This is a genomic window from Rhodococcus sp. M8, assembly GCF_015654185.1.
In the GTDB taxonomy this organism is placed as follows: domain Bacteria; phylum Actinomycetota; class Actinomycetes; order Mycobacteriales; family Mycobacteriaceae; genus Rhodococcus; species Rhodococcus aetherivorans.
Genome location: NZ_CP064065.1, coordinates 3,392,324 through 3,405,316, shown reverse-complemented (window position 1 = coordinate 3,405,316; position 12,993 = coordinate 3,392,324). Strand labels below are relative to the sequence as shown.

13 protein-coding genes are annotated in these 12,993 nt (G+C 71.0%); 9 read left to right on the top strand and 4 right to left on the bottom strand.

Annotation, left to right across the window (positions count from 1 at the left end; translation table 11 throughout):
- The first annotated feature begins 3 nt into the window (after window positions 1-3).
- The 4 genes from ISO16_RS15380 to ISO16_RS15365 all read left to right on the top strand — a co-directional run bounded on the left by ISO16_RS15380 (window position 4) and on the right by ISO16_RS15365 (window position 4,957).
- Window positions 4-2,205: an acyl-CoA dehydrogenase gene (locus ISO16_RS15380; RefSeq protein WP_072636544.1), complete on the top strand. Its 2,202-nt coding sequence runs from the start codon at window positions 4-6 to the stop codon at window positions 2,203-2,205.
- Window positions 2,206-2,237: 32 nt separating this feature from the next.
- Window positions 2,238-3,446, top strand: coding sequence for an acyl-CoA dehydrogenase family protein (locus tag ISO16_RS15375; protein WP_072636543.1), 1,209 nt, complete (start codon window positions 2,238-2,240; stop codon window positions 3,444-3,446).
- 1 nt (window position 3,447) lies between these two features.
- Window positions 3,448-4,575: an acyl-CoA dehydrogenase family protein gene (locus ISO16_RS15370; protein ID WP_029546579.1), complete on the top strand. Its 1,128-nt coding sequence runs from the start codon at window positions 3,448-3,450 to the stop codon at window positions 4,573-4,575.
- 130 nt (window positions 4,576-4,705) lie between these two features.
- Window positions 4,706-4,957 (top strand): PaaI family thioesterase, encoded by a 252-nt coding sequence (locus tag ISO16_RS15365; protein WP_072636542.1) that lies wholly within the window; start codon window positions 4,706-4,708, stop codon window positions 4,955-4,957.
- Window positions 4,958-5,035: 78 nt separating this feature from the next.
- On the opposite strand, the gene ISO16_RS15360 is transcribed toward ISO16_RS15365, so the two are convergent.
- Window positions 5,036-5,863, bottom strand: coding sequence for an IclR family transcriptional regulator (locus tag ISO16_RS15360; protein WP_230304361.1), 828 nt, complete (start codon window positions 5,861-5,863; stop codon window positions 5,036-5,038).
- 239 nt (window positions 5,864-6,102) lie between these two features.
- Here ISO16_RS15360 and ISO16_RS15355 point away from each other — a divergent pair, with 239 nt between their 5' ends.
- Window positions 6,103-7,788, top strand: coding sequence for an AMP-binding protein (locus ISO16_RS15355; protein WP_072636540.1), 1,686 nt, complete (start codon window positions 6,103-6,105; stop codon window positions 7,786-7,788).
- Window positions 7,789-7,982: 194 nt separating this feature from the next.
- On the opposite strand, the gene ISO16_RS15350 is transcribed toward ISO16_RS15355, so the two are convergent.
- A complete protein-coding gene (locus tag ISO16_RS15350; RefSeq protein ID WP_006941680.1) occupies window positions 7,983-8,303 on the bottom strand; it encodes a GYD domain-containing protein in 321 nt (106 codons plus the stop codon).
- Between the two features lie 156 nt (window positions 8,304-8,459).
- Here ISO16_RS15350 and ISO16_RS15345 point away from each other — a divergent pair, with 156 nt between their 5' ends.
- Complete coding sequence (locus tag ISO16_RS15345) at window positions 8,460-8,870, top strand: PPOX class F420-dependent oxidoreductase (RefSeq protein WP_006941679.1); 411 nt, start codon at window positions 8,460-8,462, stop codon at window positions 8,868-8,870.
- Between the two features lie 21 nt (window positions 8,871-8,891).
- Here ISO16_RS15345 and ISO16_RS15340 read toward each other — a convergent pair whose 3' ends face one another.
- On the bottom strand, window positions 8,892-9,485 hold the full coding sequence (locus ISO16_RS15340) for an HdeD family acid-resistance protein (protein WP_037201226.1): 594 nt from the start codon (window positions 9,483-9,485) through the stop codon (window positions 8,892-8,894).
- A 108-nt stretch (window positions 9,486-9,593) separates the two neighbouring features.
- On the opposite strand from ISO16_RS15340, the gene ISO16_RS15335 reads away from it, so the two are divergent.
- Both ISO16_RS15335 and ISO16_RS15330 read left to right on the top strand, forming a co-directional pair.
- Entirely contained in the window at window positions 9,594-10,406 is an 813-nt protein-coding gene (locus ISO16_RS15335; protein WP_029546575.1) for a DUF72 domain-containing protein, read from the top strand.
- A gap of 62 nt (window positions 10,407-10,468) precedes the next feature.
- Entirely contained in the window at window positions 10,469-10,942 is a 474-nt protein-coding gene (locus ISO16_RS15330) for a hypothetical protein (RefSeq protein WP_170913997.1), read from the top strand.
- A 9-nt stretch (window positions 10,943-10,951) separates the two neighbouring features.
- On the opposite strand, the gene ISO16_RS15325 is transcribed toward ISO16_RS15330, so the two are convergent.
- Window positions 10,952-11,464 (bottom strand): MarR family winged helix-turn-helix transcriptional regulator, encoded by a 513-nt coding sequence (locus ISO16_RS15325; RefSeq protein ID WP_006941674.1) that lies wholly within the window; start codon window positions 11,462-11,464, stop codon window positions 10,952-10,954.
- A 72-nt stretch (window positions 11,465-11,536) separates the two neighbouring features.
- On the opposite strand from ISO16_RS15325, the gene ISO16_RS15320 reads away from it, so the two are divergent.
- The gene (locus ISO16_RS15320; protein WP_072636538.1) at window positions 11,537-12,961 is read left to right on the top strand and encodes an FUSC family protein; all 1,425 of its coding nucleotides are present in this window, start codon (window positions 11,537-11,539) and stop codon (window positions 12,959-12,961) included.
- Window positions 12,962-12,993: the final 32 nt, after the last annotated feature.

Sequence of the window (12,993 nt, the reverse complement as noted above, 5' to 3'; positions counted from 1 at the left end):
GTCATGGCCATTGCACTCGACGCCGACCATCGCGACCTTGCCGACTCCGTCGCGGGCCTCGCCCGTCGCCATGCCCCGATCGAACGCACCCGCGCCGCGTTCGCCGACCTGGCGGCGGGCAAGCGGCCCGAGATCTGGGATGCGTGCATCGCGCAGGGCCTGCACGCCCTGCACCTGCCCGAGGCGCACGGCGGCGGTGGGGCGGGACTGCCGGAACTCGCGGTCGTGGCCGAGCAGTTCGGCCGCGCCCTGGTACCCGGGCCATGGGTGCCCACCATCGTGGCCGGCGCGCTGACCGCCACCCTCCCGGCCGAGGGCACCGCGGCGGAGTTGTTGCGGCGGTTCGCCGACGGAGCGACCGGTGCCGCCGTCACCACCCCCGGTCTCGTCGCGATCACGTCGGGGCGAGGATTGACGGTCACCGGTGTCTCCGAGCCGGTGCTCGGGTTGCCCGGCGCCGACGAGGTGATCGTGCGCGCCACCGCCGACGGCGCGCCCGTGTGGTTCCGGCTCCCGCCCGCGGCCGGAGAGGTCGAGCTCGCCGACGGCGTGGACCCCACCCGCTCGGTGGGACGACTGCGACTGTCCGGAGCGGCGATCACGCCCGAGCACCTGCTCCCGGCGATCGACGACGACGACGTGCAGCTGATCGTCAACACCGTGCTCGGCGCCGAGGCGGCCGGGCTTGCGGCGTGGGCGCTGGACACCGCCGTGGACCACGTCCGCAACCGGCACCAGTTCGGCCGCCCGGTGGGCAGCTTCCAGGCCGTGCAGCACAAGGCTGCGATGATGCTGGTGCGTAGCGAGATCGCCTGTGCCGCCGCGTGGGACGCGGCCCGGTCGGTGCAGCAGGGCCGGGAGCAGCAGCGGCTCGCGGCGGCGCAGGCAGGACTGACGGCAGTGCCGGCGGCCGTCGACGTGGCGCTCGAATGCGTCACCCTGCTCGGCGGTCTCGGCTTCACCTGGGAACACGACGCGCACCTGTACTGGCGACGGGCACTGTCGATCGCCTCCGTCGCCGGCCCGGAGGACGTCTGGGCACGCCGGCTCGGTGAGCTCGCACTGTCGGACGAGCGCGACTTCTCCTTCGTCGAGGCCGATGCGCTACCGGAGCTGCGCGCGCAGGTCGGCGCCGTCCTCGACGAGGTACGTGCACTGCCGGACGACGCGGTGCACAGCGACGGATGGGCGCCGGCGCGAGGCGGGGCACGTCGCGCCCGCCTCGCCGAGGCCGGTCTCGTCGCGCCGCACTATCCCCGGCCGTACGGGCTGGCCGCCGGACCGCAGGAGCAGGCCGTGATCGCGGACGAATTCGCGCGCCGCGGCCTCGAACAGCCGACCACCGTCATCGGCGAGTGGGCCCTGCCCACCCTGCTGCTGCACTGCAGCGAGGACCAGCAGCGCCGCTTCGTCGCGCCCACCCTGCGCGGCGAGATCGTCTGGTGCCAGTTGTTCAGCGAACCGGGCGCCGGCTCGGACCTGCCCGGGTTGTCCACCCGGGCCCGCAAGGTGGACGGCGGCTGGATCCTCACCGGACAGAAGGTGTGGAATTCGATGGCGCACGAGGCGGATTGGGGTATCTGCCTGGCCCGCACCGATCCCGATGTGCCCAGGCACGAGGGCATCTCGTACTTCCTCGTCGACATGCGCAGCGACGGGCTCGACGTGCGGCCGCTGCGGCAGGCGACCGGGCGCGCGGAGTTCAACGAGGTGTTCTTCGACGACGTCTTCGTCCCCGACGACTGTCTGGTCTCCGAACCGGGGCAGGGCTGGCGCCTCGCGGTGACCACGCTCGCCAACGAACGGCTCAGCATGGGCGCACAGCTCGCGCACGGCGCGGCCGCGCGGGTGCGCGACCTCGTCGAGTCGGGCCGCTACGCCGCCGGCCGCGACGACGCGTTGCGCGTCCTCGGCCGCAACACCGGCCGCGAGATGGCCCTGTCGGCGATGAACCTGCGCAGCGTGCTGCGACGGTTGTCCGGTCTCGACGCCGGCGCGGAGATCAGCGTCCAGAAGGTCTTCAGCGCCCTCGCCCAACGCGACGGCTCGCGCGGGCTGGTCTCGCTGGTCGGCCCGGTCGGCGCCGTCGACGACGACGGCCACATGCTCGACCACATCGGCCTGCCCGCGGTGCTGTTCGGCGGCGGCACCATCGAGATCCAGCTCAACGTGATCGCCCGTCGCGTGCTGGGACTGCCGCGCTGACACCGAATCCATCACACGAACCTGGAGGGGCCATGCACCCGGAACTGTCCGACAACTCACGTCGGCTCCGCACCGAACTGCGCAACTACTTCGCCGAGATCATCGACGACGACGACCGGCGCGCACTCGTCGATCAGACCGAGGGCGGTCCCGTGTTCGACCGCATCCTGCGGCGGATGGGCCGCGACGGGTGGCTCGGTCTCGGCTGGCCCACCGAATACGGCGGCCGGGGAGAGGATCCCGAGGCCCTGTACGTGTTCTACGACGAGGTGATCCGCGCCGGCGCACCGCTGTCGCTCGTCACCCTCAACACCGTCGCGCCGGCGCTGATGAAGCACGGTACCCAGGCGCAGAAGGACTTCTTCCTACCGCCGATCCTGGCGGGCGAACTCATCTTCGCCATCGGCTACACCGAACCGAACGCGGGCACCGACCTCGCCTCGTTGCAGACCCGCGCCCGCATCGAGGGCGACGAACTGGTCATCAACGGCAACAAGATCTTCACCAGCGCCGGAGTCTACGCGGACTGGATCTGGCTGGCCGTCCGGACCGATCCGGACGCGCCGCGGCACGAGGGCATCTCGGTGGTGCTGGTACCGACGTCGGCGGCCGGGTTCTCGGTGACCGAGATCCACACCGTCGGTGGCATCAGCACCTCCGCCACCTACTACGACGACGTCCGCGTGCCGCTGACCAACGTCGTCGGCGAGCTGAACCAGGGCTGGGGCCTGATCACCAACCAGCTCAACCACGAGCGGGTGGCGCTCGCCGCCCGCGGTGGCATCGCGAACGAGTTGTACGACGCCGTCCTGGCCTGGGCGCAGTCCGAGCCCCTGGGCACCGGGACGGTCTACGACCTGCCCTGGGTGCGCGCCAATCTGGCGGAGACGTACGCGCTGCTCAGCGCCGCCGACCTCGTCAACCTCCGGCTCGTCGCGGACGTCGCCGCGAACACCCTCGGCGGCGGTGATTCCGCGGCGGCGAAGATCTTCGGCACCGAGGCGGTCGTCACCGCCTACGGCAAGATGCAGGAGATCCTCGGCGTGCGGGGTCTGCTCCGGCCCGGCAGCCCCGGTGCCGTCCTCGAGGGGCGCGTCGAAACCCTGGCGCGCAGAGCCCAGAACAACACCTTCGGCGGCGGCACCAATGAGGTGATGCGCGAGATCGTCGCCGCCAAGTGCCTCGGCATGACGCTCGCCGCCCGTCGCCGCACCGACGCCCCCACCTGCACGAGGAGCTGACATGGATTTCGAACTAGACGACGACCTGACGAGTGTGCAGGACCTGGCGTCCCAGCTCTTCCGGCAGCTCGCGCCGGTCGACCGGGTTGTCGAGGTGGAGAAGAACGAGGGCGGCTTCGACGCGAAGCTGTGGAGTGCCCTGGCCGACGCCGGTCTGCTCGGCATCGCGGTGCCGGAGGAGTCCGGTGGCGCCGGGATGGGCCTGCTCGGCCTGATCACGGTGCTCGAACAGCAGGGCCGGCACGTGGCGCCGGTACCGCTGTGGTCGGTGACGGCGGCCGCATCGGCGATCGTCCGTTTCGGCACGGCCGAACAGGTCGAACGCCTGGTCCCCGGCATCGTGGACGGATCCCGACCCGTCGTCGCGGCGTTCGACGCGCCCTACGGTGAACTCACCTCGCTGTCGGCGGTGAGCAAGGGCGACGACCTGGTCGTCAGCGGAACCGTCGCCGGTGTGCCCGCCGCAGCCGTGGCCGCCGCGACGATCGTTCCGGTCCGGTGCGACGACGGGTCGCTCGCCGTCGCGGTGATACCGACCGGGGCGGACGGTGTCACGGTGGAACCGGTCGCCGCAACCGACCGCGGCAGCCTCGCCCACGTCCGGTTCGACGACGTCGTCGTGCCCGCGTCCGATCGCCTGCCGGGCGACGGCGCGGAGACGGTCACCTGGGTGCGCCGCCGGATCCAGCTCGCGCTCGCCGCGGTGCAGCTGGGCGTGTGCGGGCAGGCGCTGAAGACGACGGCCGAATACACCTCGCAGCGAATCCAATTCGACCGTCCGCTGTCGACCAACCAGGCGGTGGCGGTGCGGGCCGCAGACGCCTACCTCGACACCGAGGCGATCCGGCTCACCACCCGGAGGGCGGCGTGGCTGCTCGACGCCGGACGGGAGCAGGAGGCCGAATCCGCGGTTCTCGTCGCCACATGGTGGGCGTCGCGCGGCGGTCTGCGGGTGGTGCACGCGACGCAGCACCTGCACGGCGGTATCGGTGCGGACGTGGACTACCCGATCCACCGCTACTTCCTGTGGGGACGGCAATTGTGCTTCACCCTCGGCGGTGCGGACGCCACCGCGGCCGAGCTGGGAGACGTCCTCGGATCCGCACCAGGAATCGGGGCGCCCGCATGACGAACGCCGGGCAGCTCGTCACCGGCGCGAGCCGCGGCACCGGCCGGGCGATCGCTCGAGATCCACTTCGGCGCGGACGAGGCGCGCCCGGCTGGTCGCGAACGCCCTGCACGAGGGCCCGCCCGACAGCGTGCACGGCGGGTTCAGCGCTCACCTGCTGGACTGCATGCTCGGCATCCTCATGCAGGCACGGGGCAGTCGTTCGCTGACGGCGTCGCTCGACCTGCGCTACCTGCGGCGCACGCCGCTCGACGAGCCGCTGGATCTGTATTCGCGGATCGTCGAGATCGAGGGCCGGAAGACCGTCGCCGGGGGTTGGATCGAATGCCGCGGTGAGTGCACGGTCGAGGCGCGGGGAGTGTTCGTCCGCGTCGAGGAATGACCGGTTCCGTCGACGGAACAGTGTGCAGGCAGCTCGAATTCGCGGCGCGCCGGACGACCTCCGGCGCGCCGCCACGTTCTAGTTCACGACACCCACGTGCGTTCGGTGCGACAGACGGGTCCGCGCGGTGGAACCGGGCCGGCCGGGTGTGAGCATCCGCGAGGTGCGGCGCGCGGTGGCCCAGACCATCGGTGCGATGTGGGCGAGTTCGACCGTTCCGCGGCACGCCACCGAGATCGCACCCACGACGCCGTCGGGCCCGACGACCGGTGCGGCGACCGCGCTGATGGACATGGGGCACGCGTGGCCGGGCACGAACGCGAGACCCTGCCGCTGGCGCACCCGGTTCAGACGGTCGTGCAGTGTCGACAGGTCGGCCCGGGACCGTACGTGCGGTCCGGCCGTCATGAGGGCGTCGACCTTCTCCGGCTCGAGACCGGCGAGCAGCGCCCGTCCGCTGACGGTGCTCTCGGCCGGCAGCCGGGCCGCGACCTGGGAGGGGATGCCCGCGCTCGCCGTGCCCCCGATCCGGTCGAGGAAATAGACGGACGAGCCTTCGAGCACCGTCAGGTGCGCGACTCCGCCGGTGCCGATCTGCAGGTCGTTGAGCATCCCCGCGGCTGCGGCGCGCAGCTGCGAGTAGTCCCGGGGTCGGGCCATCGTCTGCATCCGCAGACCGGGGCCGTATCCGCGGGAGTCGTGTTCGACCCAGTGAAGGTCGACGAGCTGGGTGAGCAGGCGGAAGGCGGTCGAGCGGGGCAATCCGGTGGCGGCCGTGATCTCCTCGAGGAACATCCGGTCGGGACCGGATGCGAACACGTCGAGGATCTGGGTGAACCGTTCCGCCACGCTGGGGCGTTGCTCGCGCGGCATGTCCGACGTCGGAATCGAGTCACTACGCGTCACTGTCAATGTCTGGCCTCCTTCGCTGCACTTTACCTAGCATTTGCTTGGTGCGCTATGCGGAATGCGGTGCGCTCCCGTCAGGCGGGAACGGGCCGTGTCTGCTGTGACTGCTCTGATGTGGTGCGCTCGTACAGAATCGAGGCGTTGCAGCCGCGGCGACAATTCCGCACCGGACGGTTCCCGGCGGTGCGTCGAACCGGACGGCAGGCGCCGCATGCTGCACACAGCGGAGGTGGACGGTGGAGACATTCACGGACGTGCTGCTCGCGCGGCGAGGCGACCCGAAAGTCGGACTGCGTTTCGAGGGGAGGGACTGGACCTGGGACGAGGTGGTGTCCGAAAGTGCCTGTAGAGCAGCCGCTCTCGAGGCGATCGTGACCGCCCCGGCCGGTCGGCAACGCCACGTCGGGGTCCTGCTGGACAACGTGCCCGATTTCGTGTTCTGGATAGGAGCCGGGGCGCTCGCCGGCGCCGTCGTAGTCGGAATCAACGCCAGCCGCGGCGGGCCCGAGATCGCTCACGACATCGCCCACGCGGACGTCGACCTCCTCGTCACCGAGAACCGGCTCGCGCACCTGGTCCACGGTGAGGAGCACGGCCTTGCGGAAGAGCGGATCCTGAACGTCGACTCGGACTCCTACGCCGAACTGCTCGCACCGTTCCGCGGCGTGGAGCCGCCCGCCGCGACACCGTCGCCTGAGCAACTTGCCCTTCTGCTGTTCAGTTCGGGATCGACCGGGGCGCCCAAGGCGGTCGTCGTCGGCCAGGGGCGACTCGGCCGGCTGATCGACGTTCTCGTCGACCGGACACAGATGCGCCGGGACTCGGTCGCCTACCTGTGCATGCCCTTGTTCCACGGCAATGCGCTCATGCTCAACCTGGGCACGGCGATGCGCGTGGGGGCCACGGTGGCGATGGTCCGCAAGTTCTCCGCCTCGCGTTTCGGGGACGACATCCACCGGTACGGCGCGACGTTCGTCAACTACGTCGGCCGGGCCCTGTCCTACGTGCTGAGCCGGCCCGAGGATCCCCGGGACCGGACGGGCACACTGGAACTGGCGTTCGGCACCGAGGCCTCCGAGGCCGACGTCGCGCGTTTCGCCGAGCGATTCGGCTGCACGGTGATCGAGGGTTACGGCCTCAGTGAGGGAGTGTTCCGGATCAACCGCACGCCCGGGACTCCGCCGGGCTCGCTGGGCCTGCCCGCCGGCGACGCCGACGTCCGGATCCTGGACGAGGCGACCGGACACGAATGCCCACGCGCCCGGTTCGACGCCACCGGCCGGCTGACGAACCCCGAGGCGGTGGGGCAGATCGTCGCGGTGGGGGCTGCCGGCATGTTCGAGGGCTACTACAAGAACCCGGGGGCGATGGCGGACCGCGTCCGGGGCGACGACTTCTGGTCCGGGGATCTCGGATACCGGGATGCCGACGGGTACTTCTACTTCGCCGGCCGCTCCTCCGACTGGCTACGGGTCGACAGCGAGAACTTCTCCGCGGCACCGATCGAACGGATTCTGCAGCGTCATCCGGCGGTCCTGTCCGCCCCGGTCTTCGCGGTGCCCGATCCGGTCACCGGCGACCAGGTCATGTGTGTACTCGAACTGTCGCCCGGCGCGCACCTGGACGGGCGACAGTTCGGTTCGTTTCTCGCTGCGCAACCGGACATGGGCGACAAGTGGTGGCCGCGGTTCGTGCGGATCGTCGAGCGAATCCCGTTGACAGGCAGCAACAAGGTGAACAAGGCGCCGTTGCGGTCCGCGGCGTGGCGCACCGACGATCCGGTCCTGGTCCGGGTGGGACGAACCAGCGAGTACGTTCCGTTCGACGAGGACGCGCGGGACCGCCACGAGGCCGAGTTCGTCGCGCACGGCCGGGCAGGACTGCTTCCGGCCCGATCGGTGGCCGCAACCCCGGTCGCCTGACCGGAACGACGGCACCCCGAGCCGGGCGGGGCGATCGGCGAAGTACCCGGAGACCTGTGCCTCGAGTTCGTCGCCGGTGCTTGGGGAGCGGCCCGCTCGGTGCTCGGGGGGAGCGGCCCGCTCAGTGCTCGGGGGAGCGGCCCGCTCAGTGCTCGGGGGAGCGGCCCGCTCAGTGCTCGGGGGGAGCGGCCCGCTCAGTGCCCGGGCGTCCGGTACGCGGCGTTGCGATGCACCGCGTCGTCCATCTCCTGCGGGGTGAGCAGCCGGATCGGCACGGAACGCGCGATGCCGGACGCCCGGGTGCGGAACTCGAGCGTGGCCACGGCGAGGTCGTCGGGCACCTCCCCGATGACGTAGAGGTCGTGCCCGCCGAGTGCGAAGTGCACGGACTCGACGCTGCCGCCCACGCTCTCGACCATCTCGGTGATGGCGGAACTACGGACGGAACCACCCTCGGAGAGCAGTCCCTGCGCGCCCTCCGGGGTGTAGGTGACCTGCCACAGGTACTTCGGCATGTTCTCAGCTCCTCGGCTGTCGGACCATTCCATGGTCGGGCTCGTGGACCCTCCCATCGTCGGCCCGGAGGCCCTGTCGCGGGATGGTTTCCGCCGGAACCGGCGTAGGTTCGTGATCGAACATCCGCCACCGTCCGCCGAGGAAAGGACCACGCCGTGCCCGAAGCCCCGCTGCCGCAGGCCGTCGCCGAGATGCTGGCCCAGCCGAATTACGCCACGATCAGTACGTTGCGCGCCGACGGACATCCGGTGTCGGTGCCCACCTGGTATCTGTTCGAGAACGGCCGCATCCTGGTCAACATGGACGCCGGTCGCACCCGCCTCGGGCACCTGCGGCGCGATCCTCGGGTCAGTCTCAGCGCCATGGACCCGACGGACTGGGTGACGCACGTGAGCATCCAGGGCCGGGTCACCGAGTTCGCCGACGACCCGGAACTGACCGACATCGACCGGATCGCGCGGCACTACACCGGCAAGCCGTACGGGGTGCGCAACCGGCCGCGGGTGAGTGCCTGGATCGACATCGACCGCTGGCACGCGTGGGGCCGGCTCAAGGACGTCGCCTGAGCCGGCCCCGGGCGGCCGGGCTCACACGAGCCCGGCCGCCTTGGCCACCTTGCGGATCTGGAAGGAAAGGACGATCAGCAGCACGCCGAAGAGGATCGCGTAGATGCCGAGCAACCAGATCAGGCTGATGATGCCGCTGCCCGGGAAGATCAGCAGCACGACGCCGAGCAGGACGGCGAGGATCCCGGCGAACAGCGACCATCCCCACCCGGAGTTCGGTACCTTCCGGAAGCTCAGCGCACCGATGATGCCGGTGACGCCGAAGAGGATCGCATAGAACGCGATGATGTACAGCACCACGAGCGCGGTGGCCGCCGGCCAGACGAGGGCGACGATGCCGGCGGCGATGGAGACCAAGCCCATCGCGAGCCACCATCCCCAGCCGTCGAGGCGGGCCCGGTCACGAATCGAGTGGTAGACGAGCACCACGCCGTCGACGATGGCATAGATGCCGAACACCACCACCAGGGCCCAGACGGTGATCCCGGGCCACACCAGCGCGACCACGCCGAACAACACGGCGAGGATGCCGCGGATCAGCACCAACCACCACATCTGTTTGAACAGGGGACTGAACTGATCGTTTGCGGTGAAAGCTCTCTCGGACACGGCCACTCCTAGGATGCGGTCTCGTAGTTCGGGCACAGCGTAGGCCCGTGCCGCGCCCGGCGCCCGCCGAATGACGATCCGATTCCCAGTCGTGACGAGCGTTACCGTGTAGCGGTGGCTCAGGTGCGGATCGGGATCTCCGGTTGGCGGTACGCCCCGTGGCGTGGCGACTTCTATCCGTCCGGCCTGCCGCAGCGGCGCGAACTCGAGTACGCCGCGGAGCGGTTCGGCTCCATCGAGATCAACGGCACCTTCTACGCGCTGCAGCGGCCGTCGAGCTTCCTACGGTGGCGCGACGAGACGCCGGACGGGTTCGTCTTCGCCGTCAAGGGCGGACGGTTCGTCACCCACATGAAGCGTCTCGTCGACGTGGACGACGCCCTCGCCAACTTCTTCGCCTCCGGTGTGCTCGCCCTCGGTCCCAAGCTCGGACCGGTGCTGTGGCAACTGCCCCCCACTCTGGCATTCGAGCCGGAGCGCCTCGGCGCATTTCTCACGAGCCTGCCCGCGTCGACGCGCGAGGCCGCGGCGCTCGCGGCGCGGCACACGGACAAGGTGCGCGAGGACCGGGTGTGGACCGAGATCGACGCGGACCGGCCGATCCGGTACGCGCTCGAGGTGCGCCACCCCAGCTTCGCCGACGAGGAGGCGGCCGCCCTGCTCCGCCGGCTCGACGTCGCCCTCGTCGTCGCGGACACCGCGGGCCGCTTCCCGTTCCTCACCGAGGCCACCACCGATTTCGTCTACGTGCGGTTGCACGGCGACACCGAGCTGTACGCCAGCGGCTACACCCCCGAGGCGCTGGACGAGTGGGCGGCCCGGATCCGCGGTTGGCGCTCCGAGGGGCGCGACGTGTACGTGTACTTCGACAACGACATCAAGGGCTACGCGCCGTGGGACGCGCTCGAGCTGCAACGCCGGGTGTGACATGGATGTCGGTGCCGGCTGGCAGGCTGGCGCCGACACGTCGGCAACCCCAGGAGGACATCGTGTGGCCAACGCAGTGGCCGGAGATCGCACGCGACGTTGCGGATCACACCGCGACCGCGCTCGCCGCGGCCCGGGCGCAGTCGGTGCCGGCGTGGGAGGACGCGGTGGCCGAGCTCGCCGCGTTGCCGTACGAGCAGGTCGCCGGGGTACACGCGACGATGATGCGGGAACTGCTCGAGGAGTTGCATCCGGACGGGCTGACCGGTGAGGACGTGCAGGCGGTGCTGGAGCGCAGCGCGCGCACGGCGTCGACGTGGCTGCCGTCACTGCAGCCGGACACGCTGGTCGCGGTGCTCACCGGCACGCTCGGGGTGTCCGATCCCGCCGCGCCGAAGGCTAGCCCCGACGAGTACCTGCGGGCGGGGCTGGTCGTGCTCGCGGATCTGCTCGCGGCACGCCGGGCGGGTCCCGAGCTCTACCTGCGCCGCGCGCTGGGCGAGATCGAACGCGCAGAGACGATCGAGCTGCCCTGACGTCCCGGATCAGGGCCGGGTCTGCGCCTCGACCTCGCGGGTGAGGCGCCGCAGCAGAGCGGTGAGGGTGTCGAGTTCGCCGTCGGTGAATCCGTCGAGCAGGTGGCGTTCCCGGGTGAGGCGGCGCGGGAACTCGGTGTCGACCACGGCTCGCCCCGCATCGGTGAGTGCGAGCAGGACCACGCGACCGTCCCGCTCGAAGCGCTGACGTTCGACGAGGCCGAGCCCGACGAGGCGGTCCGCGTGCTTGGTGGTGGAAGCGCCGCTCAGTCCGGTGACGGAGGTGACTTCGCTGGCGCGCAGCGGTGATTCGCTGCGGGCGAGGGCGCACAGCACCTCGAATTCGGGGCGCGTGACGCCGCTGGGGACGAGTTCGCGGTCCAGTTGGGCGAGCACCAGGGAGCTGATCCGCGTGATGCGGCCGACGACGTCGATGGGTCGCGTGTCGATGTCGGGGTACGTCTCGGCCCAGCCGACCCGCACGCGGTCGACGAAGTCCTCGGGCTGGGTGGCGTCCGTCATGGGCCCATTCTAGCGATGAGTCTCACAATCGATTTATATTTAATTTATATGTGAAGTATATACGCTGGGGGAGTGCCCCTCGCTACCTCTGTCCCGGACCGCAGCCGCCTCCGTCACTCGCGGATCGCCCTCGCACACTCCCTCTCGCCGACGGCGTGGCGCGAGTCGCTCGAGTTCCGCAGTGCGGACGCCACGCGCGCTCCGGCGCTGCGCGTCGGGGCGGCAGTTCTCGTAGTCCTTGTCGCGGGAGGGCTGCTGGATCTGCCGCATCCGGCCGGCTTCGCCGCACTCGGTGCACTCGCCTCGGCGTTCGGCCGGCACGAGCCCTACTCGCAGCAGGCCGGCAAGATCGCGGTGGTCGGCCTCGGGGTGGTCGGGTACGCCGCACTCGGTGCCGCCGTGGGGACCACCGGTGCGGCCATGTGGACGCAGATCGCGGTGCTCTCCGTCGCGGCCGCGATCGCCTTCTGGATCCTCGGCGCCTTCCGGCTGTCCGGCCCCGGCCCGGTGATCCTCATCTTCGCCGCGGCCGGTGCCGCCGGATTCGCCCGCACCGCCGTAGACGTGCGCGACGTGGTCGTCGCGACGGCCCTCGGCGCGCTCGTCGGCTGGGCCGTCGCGATGCTGCCCGCGCTGCATCACCCGCACGGTCCCGCCCGGCTCGCCGTGGCCCGGGCCCTGGCGGCAGTCGCGGCGATCGAACGCGACGGCGAACGGGCCGTGCCGGGCGCCCGGGCGGCGATCGGCCGCGCCCACGAGGTTCTCGCACTCGGCTCCAGCCGGACCGACCGGCACACCCACGAACTGCTCGCGCTGCTCGACGCGGCCGAGACGGTCGTCGACGGGGCCGCATCCGGCGTCGCGGCCGATCGCGTCGCCGAATTCGCCCTGTTCGAGGCCGAGCTGCGAAAGGTGCGGCGCGACATCGCGATTCCTCGCGTTGATGCGGCGGGGGCGCCGGTCCTCGCGCGGCCCGCCGGGTTCGCGCGAGAGGGATTCGCGCGGTTGCGCGATCGCGCGCTTCTCGTCGGCGTGGGCCGGGTGCTGCTCGCCGCGCTGATCGCGGGCTGGTTCGCCGAGGCCGCCGGTCTGCAGCACCCGCTGTGGGCGACGATGGGCGCGATGGCCGCGTTGCAGGGGGCCAACTACCGGAACACCGTGCAGCGCGCCATCCAGCGGTTGCTCGGCAACGTCGCAGGCGCGGTGCTCGCCGCCGCGCTGCTCGCGCTGTCCCTCGACTACTGGCCGTACGCGCTGGCCATCGTCGTCCTGCAGACGGTGGCGGAACTGTACGTGATGAAGAACTACGCAGCGACCTCCGTCGCGGTGACCGCGATGGCGCTGCTCCTCACCGGTCTCGGGGCGTCCGTCGGGCCGGAGATCGCGCTGAGCCGGATCGCCGACACCCTCGTCGGTGTGGTGGTCGGCGTGCTCGTCGCGGCCGCGACGATCGACCGCGCCGACCGGCATCACCTCACGGCAGCGCCGGCGCGCTGAGTGAGCCCCGCGCGGCGGGGCTGCGTGACGCC

Excerpts from the sequence above, each read along its gene's own strand:
- ISO16_RS15380 (WP_072636544.1), top strand. The coding sequence starts at position 4 with ATGGCCATTGCACTCGACGCCGACCATCGCGACCTTGCCGACTCCGTC.
- ISO16_RS15375 (WP_072636543.1), top strand. The coding sequence starts at position 2,238 with ATGCACCCGGAACTGTCCGACAACTCACGTCGGCTCCGCACCGAACTG.
- ISO16_RS15370 (WP_029546579.1), top strand. The coding sequence starts at position 3,448 with ATGGATTTCGAACTAGACGACGACCTGACGAGTGTGCAGGACCTGGCG.
- ISO16_RS15350 (WP_006941680.1), bottom strand. The coding sequence starts at position 8,303 with ATGCCGAAGTACCTGTGGCAGGTCACCTACACCCCGGAGGGCGCGCAG.
- ISO16_RS15325 (WP_006941674.1), bottom strand. The coding sequence starts at position 11,464 with ATGACGGACGCCACCCAGCCCGAGGACTTCGTCGACCGCGTGCGGGTC.